Source organism: Kribbella sp., from assembly GCF_035655035.1.
In the GTDB taxonomy this organism is placed as follows: Bacteria; Actinomycetota; Actinomycetes; order Propionibacteriales; family Kribbellaceae; genus Kribbella.
This window is the reverse complement of record NZ_DASRVN010000675.1, coordinates 1-6,362: the sequence shown is the minus strand read 5'-3', so window position 1 is coordinate 6,362 and position 6,362 is coordinate 1. Positions and strand designations below refer to the sequence as shown.

Annotated in this window: 8 protein-coding genes; 2 read left to right on the top strand and 6 right to left on the bottom strand. The window is 69.0% G+C overall.

Annotated elements, in window-relative coordinates:
• From VFF46_RS35370 to VFF46_RS35360, 3 genes are all read right to left on the bottom strand, one after another.
• On the bottom strand, positions 1 to 326 hold a 326-nt coding region (locus VFF46_RS35370), incomplete at its 3' end, for a carboxymuconolactone decarboxylase family protein (protein ID WP_325041615.1).
• A 9-nt stretch (positions 327 to 335) separates the two neighbouring features.
• Positions 336 to 806, bottom strand: coding sequence for a cupin domain-containing protein (locus VFF46_RS35365; protein ID WP_325041614.1), 471 nt, complete (start codon positions 804 to 806; stop codon positions 336 to 338).
• 3 nt (positions 807 to 809) lie between these two features.
• Positions 810 to 1,403: a hypothetical protein gene (locus VFF46_RS35360; protein ID WP_325041613.1), complete on the bottom strand. Its 594-nt coding sequence runs from the start codon at positions 1,401 to 1,403 to the stop codon at positions 810 to 812.
• 153 nt (positions 1,404 to 1,556) lie between these two features.
• On the opposite strand from VFF46_RS35360, the gene VFF46_RS35355 reads away from it, so the two are divergent.
• On the top strand, positions 1,557 to 2,561 hold the full coding sequence (locus VFF46_RS35355) for an endonuclease/exonuclease/phosphatase family protein (RefSeq protein WP_325041612.1): 1,005 nt from the start codon (positions 1,557 to 1,559) through the stop codon (positions 2,559 to 2,561).
• Here VFF46_RS35355 and VFF46_RS35350 read toward each other — a convergent pair.
• Genes VFF46_RS35350 through VFF46_RS35340 form a run of 3 tightly spaced genes read right to left on the bottom strand, consistent with a single transcriptional unit; the run spans position 2,550 to position 4,799 of the window.
• On the bottom strand, positions 2,550 to 3,185 hold the full coding sequence (locus VFF46_RS35350; RefSeq protein ID WP_325041611.1) for a response regulator transcription factor: 636 nt from the start codon (positions 3,183 to 3,185) through the stop codon (positions 2,550 to 2,552). The genes VFF46_RS35355 and VFF46_RS35350 overlap by 12 nt on opposite strands.
• Position 3,186: 1 nt before the next feature.
• The gene (locus VFF46_RS35345; RefSeq protein WP_325041610.1) at positions 3,187 to 4,305 is read right to left on the bottom strand and encodes a sensor histidine kinase; all 1,119 of its coding nucleotides are present in this window, start codon (positions 4,303 to 4,305) and stop codon (positions 3,187 to 3,189) included.
• Positions 4,302 to 4,799, bottom strand: a complete 498-nt coding sequence (locus VFF46_RS35340; RefSeq protein ID WP_325041609.1) for a hypothetical protein — start codon at positions 4,797 to 4,799, stop codon at positions 4,302 to 4,304. The genes VFF46_RS35345 and VFF46_RS35340 overlap by 4 nt, the downstream gene beginning before the upstream one ends.
• Positions 4,800 to 4,958: 159 nt before the next feature.
• On the opposite strand from VFF46_RS35340, the gene VFF46_RS35335 reads away from it, so the two are divergent.
• On the top strand, positions 4,959 to 6,362 hold a 1,404-nt coding region (locus VFF46_RS35335; protein WP_325041608.1), incomplete at its 3' end, for a sodium:solute symporter family protein.

Here is a 6,362-nt window from a genome sequence, read left to right as displayed (position 1 = left end):
GTGTGGATGAAGGTTTCGACGATCTCGGCCGGGGTCAGGCCGACGTTGAGGGACGTCTTGATGTGGACCTCGAGTTCGGGTTCGCAGCCGCCGAGGCTCGCCAGGATGCCCAGCGTGACGAGTTGGCGCTGCTTCGGCTCGAGGGCCGGGCGGGAGTAGAGGTCGCCGAACCCGAACGCGACGATGTGGTGCGCGAGCGCCGGTGCGATGTCGCCGAGGCTGTCCATCACCGCGGGCGCGCCGCCGCCGTCGATCGTGGACAGGACCTCGAGGCCACGCTGGTACCGCACCTGCTCTTCCGGGCTGTTGATGTCGGGAGCTGCCATGTCCCGACGTTAACGCGGCAGCGGGTCCGAGACGTCGAGCGGCGGTCCGGCGAACTCGATCCAGCAGGCATGCCCGACGGCCGCGAGTTCTTCCGGGTCGATCGGGCGGGACAGCTTGCCGGACTCCTCGAAGAAGCGCTCGAGCCCGGACGGGGTGGTGATCACCAGCAGCCGGCCGGTGGTGTCGCCGATGTTCTGGAAGGCGTGCGGGACCCCTCGAGGCCCGAAGGCCAGGCCGCCGGTCGTCGCTCGCAGCATGGTCTCGCCGGCCTTGAACCGGAAGTCGCCGTCCAGCACGTACCAGACCTCGTCCTCGCGAACGTGGGTGTGCGCGGGCGGACCTTCGTACGGAGGGACGACGAATTCCATCGCCGTCAGAGAGCCGTTGGTCCGGGCGGTGTCGGCCTTGACCAGGCCCCAGCCGGTGGTCAGGGTCGGGTGTTTCGCCCCCTCGCCTGCCTGTACCGCAAAGGGTTTCATGGATCAGTCCTCCACGCGGCCGCGGTTGGTGACGGGGACGTGGGGGGCGCGTTGGGCGACCGCCGTCGCGAGGTCGTCGTACGGGAGGGTGCGGCCGAGGATCTCGTGGGTGCCGGGCCAGGGGCAGGACGGGCCCCAGGCCTTCGTACTGCGGGGGAGCGCGTCCTCGTCGACGAGCATCACCACCAGCCGGGGCTCCCAGGTCTCCTCGGTGTCGTGGCGTTCCACCCGGCAGACGCCGCGGACCTCGCCCCACGGGATCGTCCGCGGATGCTCGCCGCCGAGGTAGATCCCCTGATTGTCGACTGTCAACAATACGTCGTCGGTGTCCTGCTCGCGGCGTTCCTCGAGCGCGGTGATCGCGCCGACCAGCAGCAGTACAGGCAGGCCGACGGCGAAGATCAGCGGCGTACCGCCCCAGCTCAGCCAGACCGCCTCCAGCGGTCCACGGACGGAGGCTCCGCGGATTGTCTGCACTCCTACGATCCCGAGGGTCAGCAGTACCAGCGCGCCGAAAACCGCGGTGCCGAGCGCGAGCGCGGTTTTCGTCGTACCCAGGCCGCGACGCTTGACCACGAACGGCTCGCTGATCGGCATACCGGCATTGTGGGTGAGGTCACCCGAAGGCACCAGACCTCTCACGGATTCCTCATCATTCCGGCGCCCGGCCGCTCGTCCGTACGGATGAAATGCCGTACCTGACCGGGCAGGGGCTTTGGTCCGGCCCGGCCGTCCGCAACAATCGCATGCATGCCGGACCGCCAGACCGCCGTCGCCACCCGTTCGCGACCGCCGACGCGCACCACAGCGCGCCGCCGGAAGAAGACCGGTGGCACGTGGCGCCGCGGCTGGGTGATCGCGGTACTGGCGATCCTCGCCGGGCTGGTGCTGATCCTCCACCGCAGCGTGCCGAACTCGATCGGCAACCTCGGCAGCCTGCTCGACACGTTCCTGCCCTGGGTCGGCGCGGCGGTACCGGTGCTGGGCGTGGCGGCGCTGGTACGCCGTTCCGCAACCGCCGGTGTCGCGCTACTGCTGCCGGCCGCGGTCTGGGCGCTGATGTTCGGCCACCTGTTGCTGCCGGGAAAGGTGAGCGGGGGCGCGTACGACCTGCGGGTGCTGACCCACAACGTCGACGCGGCGAACCCGGATCCGGGACAGACCGCGAAGGACCTGCTCGGCGCGGACGCGGACGTGGTCGCGCTGGAGGAGCTCACCCCGGCGCACCTCAAGATCTACAAGGCGTCGTTCGCCAAGACCTACCCGTACGAGGTGACGCGGGACACGGTCGCGCTCTGGTCGAAGTTTCCGGTCGTCGAGACGAAGTCCGTGGACGTCGGGTTCTCGTGGACGCGGGCGTTGCGCGCCGAGGTCCGGACGCCGAAGGGGACGGTCGCGGTGTACGTCGCGCACCTGGCCTCGGTGCGGGTCGGGACCAGCGGGTTCACGTCCGACCAGCGCAACAACACGATCAAGGCGCTCGGCACCCAGATCGCGGCGGACAAGTCCAAGGGCGTGATCGTGATGGGCGACTTCAACGGTACGGTCAACGACCGCAGTCTCGCGCCGCTGACCGTCGGGCTGCGGTCGGCGCAGGGCGCGGCCGGGACCGGGTTCGGCTTCACCTGGCCGTCGGCGTTCCCGATGGCGCGGATCGACCACATCCTGGTCCGCGGCATCACCCCGACCAAGGCCTGGGTGATGGGCCCCACCGGTAGCGACCACCGCCCGGTCGTCGCCGAGCTACGCCTCTGACACGATCCCCTTGCGGTAGGCGTAGCGGACCGCCTCCGCGCGGTGCCGGGCGCCGATCTTGGCGAACGTGTTGTTGATGTGGGTCTTCACGGTCGCCTCGCTGATGAACAGCTGCCCGGCGATCTCCGGGTTGCTGAGTCCGCGCGCGATCAGCCGCAGTACCTCGGTCTCGCGGGCGGTGAGTCCGTCGTTGCCGGGATCGCCGGCCGGTGCCAGCCCGGCGATCAGGCGCTTGGAGACCTCGGGGTCGAACGTCGACTGCCCGGCCGCGGTCGAGCGCAACGCGGCGCCGATCTCGGCCCGGCCGGCGTCCTTGGTCAGGTAGCCGCGGGCGCCGGCCCGGAGCGCGTTCCCGATCGACGCGTCGTCGGCGTACGTCGTCAGCACCAGCACCGCGACGCCCGGGTGGTCCGCGGTGATCCGCGCGGTCGCCTGGGTACCGTCCAGCACCGGCATCCGGAGGTCCATCAGCACCACGTCGACGTTGCCCTGGGCAACCAGGTCGACGGCCTCGACGCCGTTCGCGGCGGCGCCCGCGACCTGGACGCCGTCGATCAGCCCGAGCAACGCGACCAGTCCTTCCCGGACGACCTGCTGGTCGTCGGCCACCACAACCCGGATCACGTCAGACAACCTCCGCCACCACCAACCAGTCCTCGCCGTCCGCACCTGCTGTCAACGTCCCGCCCACCAGCGCCAGCCGCTCCCGCATGCCCGCCAGCCCGAACCCCTCCCCGTTGGTGACGCCGTTGTTCCGTACCGACACCCGGACGCCGTCGTCGTAGACAAGCCGAATGTCAACAATCCGACCAGGCGCATGTCTCGCCGCGTTCGTCAGCGCCTCACGGACCGCGCCGAGCAGCGCGACTGTGACGCCCGACTCGAGCCGCTCGTGCCCGGTCACAGTCAGCCGGACCGGCGTACCGTGGTCCTTCTCGTGCTGCTCGGCAAGCGCAGCCAACGCCGCCGGCAGCTCCGGCACCTGATCCGCCCGCAACGCCGCCACCGCATTACGGGCCTCGGTCAGCCCCTGTACGGCGAGCTTGCGCGAACGCCGTACCCGCTCGAGCGCGCCGGCCGTGTCGGACCGCTCCGCCAGCAACGCCTCGGCCACCTCCAACTGAACGCTCAGCGCGCCCAGCGAATGCGCCAGTACGTCGTGCAGGTCCCGGGCGATCCGTCCACGCTCCTCCAGCGCCGCAGCGCGCGTGTGCTCGCTCTGCGCCAGCTGGGTCTGCTCCAGCAGCTGTTCGGTCTGCCGTGCCTGCGCCTCGTACTGGCGCCGGTTCAGCCCGAAGGCGGTCAGTACCGCTGCCCACAGCAGCTGCGTGAAGTACCAGCTGTCCGACTGGTCGAACACCCATGCCGACACCGCGTAGCCGGCCGCGATACCGATGCCTGCGGCAATGATCGGGCGGTTGCCGTGCCGCCGGAAGTCGATCACGGCGATGTCGGTGATCGAGACCAGGACCAGTACCAATGCGTTCGACCGTGGGTAGCCCGCGATCACCGCGTTGGCGACGCCGACGACCGTCAGCAGCGCGAACGCGACGTACGGCCGGGTGGCCATCAGCACCGAGCCGACCAGGAAGAGGCCGAAGGTCACACCGAGGACGACCCAGACCCAGCTGTCCGCAGGGCGTGCCGTTACCAGCACGGCGACCGCTACGCCCGCTGTGAGCACGCGGCCGACCCAGCCGGCCTCACCGTGCGGACGGGGCGGCAGCAGCGCCTTCAGCTTCACTGGTTGCTGTACTCCTCGCTGGTGTACTCCTCTGCGTGGCCTGCCTTGCCCTGGATGATCAGCGACTGGGTCAGCAGGTTCGCGCCCAGCGAGACCATCAGGGCACCGCCACCGGCGGTTGGCACGCCGGCCAGGTGCCCAATGCCCGCCAGGCCGAGCCGGACGACCAGGTAGGCCACCATGATGCCGAGTCCGGGCAGACCGAGCCGGTAGAACACCCTCCCGGCGCGTCGCTGCACCTGGGCGACCCGGCCGCTCGCGACGCCGGCCACCAGCGCGACCGCGGCGCCGATCACCAGCAGCGTGACGCCGGTGACTCCCAGCGGCACGTGCTGGTTGTACAGCTGGTAGACCCCGACACCCATCAGGACGACCGGCCCGCGCCAGACGTCGGTGTTGGAGTTCTTCAGCTCTGACCACGCCACCCGGCGGGCGATGACGGCGATCAGGACGGCGATCACGACGAGTGCGTTGGGCAACGTTCCGAGGCTCATGTCACAGAACGTAGGTCTGCCTGGTCATTACAGCGACCAACCCAAGGTGGAGATCCGGGTGGAGACGGCGCCGGGTCGCCCCGCGCTTGATTGAAAGTAGGAGTAACGTTCCTGATCGGTAACAACACGATCCGTCACAGCAGCCGATCCGGAGGGCCGATGCTTCCGCAACAATCCATCCTCAGACTGGACGCCACGGCGATCGACTACGTCATCATCGCCCTGTACTTCGTCTTCGTGCTCGGCATCGGCTACCTGGCCAGACGCGCGGTCTCGAGCAGCCTGGACTTCTTCCTGTCCGGCCGTTCACTGCCCGCCTGGGTCACCGGGCTGGCGTTCATCTCGGCCAACCTCGGCGCGATCGAGATCATGGGGATGTCCGCCAACGGCGCGCAGTACGGCATGCCGACCGTGCACTACTTCTGGATCGGCGCGGTCCCGGCGATGCTGTTCCTCGGCGTCGTGATGATGCCGTTCTACTACGGTTCGAAGGTCCGCAGCGTGCCGGAGTTCATGCTCCGCCGGTTCGGGAAGCCCGCGCACCTGGTGAACGCGATCAGCTTCGCCCTGGCGCAGGTACTGATCGCGGGCGTGAACCTGTTCCTCCTGGCCACCATCGTGAACGTCCTGCTCGGCTGGCCGATCTGGGTGTCGGTGATCGTCGCCGCCGCGATCGTGCTCAGCTACATCACGCTCGGCGGTCTGTCCGCGGCGATCTACAACGAGGTGCTGCAGTTCTTCGTGATCGTCGCGTCGCTGACGCCCCTGACCCTGATCGGCCTGTACCGGGTCGGCGGCTGGGACGGCCTGACCAGCAAGCTCGCGGCCGAGGAGGGCGGCGCGAGCATCGACCAGCAGCTGCACTCGTGGCCGGGCCAGGCGCTGTCGGGCTTCGACTCCCCGTTCTGGTCGGTGGTCGGCATCGTGTTCGGGCTCGGCTTCGTGCTCTCGTTCGGCTACTGGACCACGAACTTCGTCGAGGTCCAGCGGGCGATGGCATCCGACTCGATCTCCTCGGCCCGCAAGACGCCGGTCATCGGTGCCTTCCCGAAGATGTTCGTCCCGTTCATCACGATCCTGCCCGGCATGATCGCCGCCGTCCTGGTCTCGGAGGTGGCCCGGACCAAGGCCGGCGAGACGGTCCCGGGCGGGTCCTCGGGCTCGGGGGTCACCTACAACGACTCGCTGCTCTACCTGATGCGCGAGGTCCTGCCGAACGGGCTGCTGGGCCTGGCGATCACCGGCCTGCTGGCCGCGTTCATGGCGGGTATGGCGGCCAACATCTCGGCCTTCAACACGGTCTTCAGCTACGACCTGGTGGCCGACTACCTCGTGAAGGGCCGCGAGGACGGGTTCTACCTGCGCATCGGACGGTACGCCACGGTCGCCGCGACGGTGATCGCGATCTTCACGGCCTCGCTGGCCGCGAGCTTCTCGAACATCATGGCCTACCTGCAGACCCTGTTCGGATTCTTCAATGCCCCGCTGTTCGCCACGTTCATCCTGGGCATGTTCTGGAAGCGGATGACGCCGACCGCGGCCTGGATGGGCCTGGTCATGGGC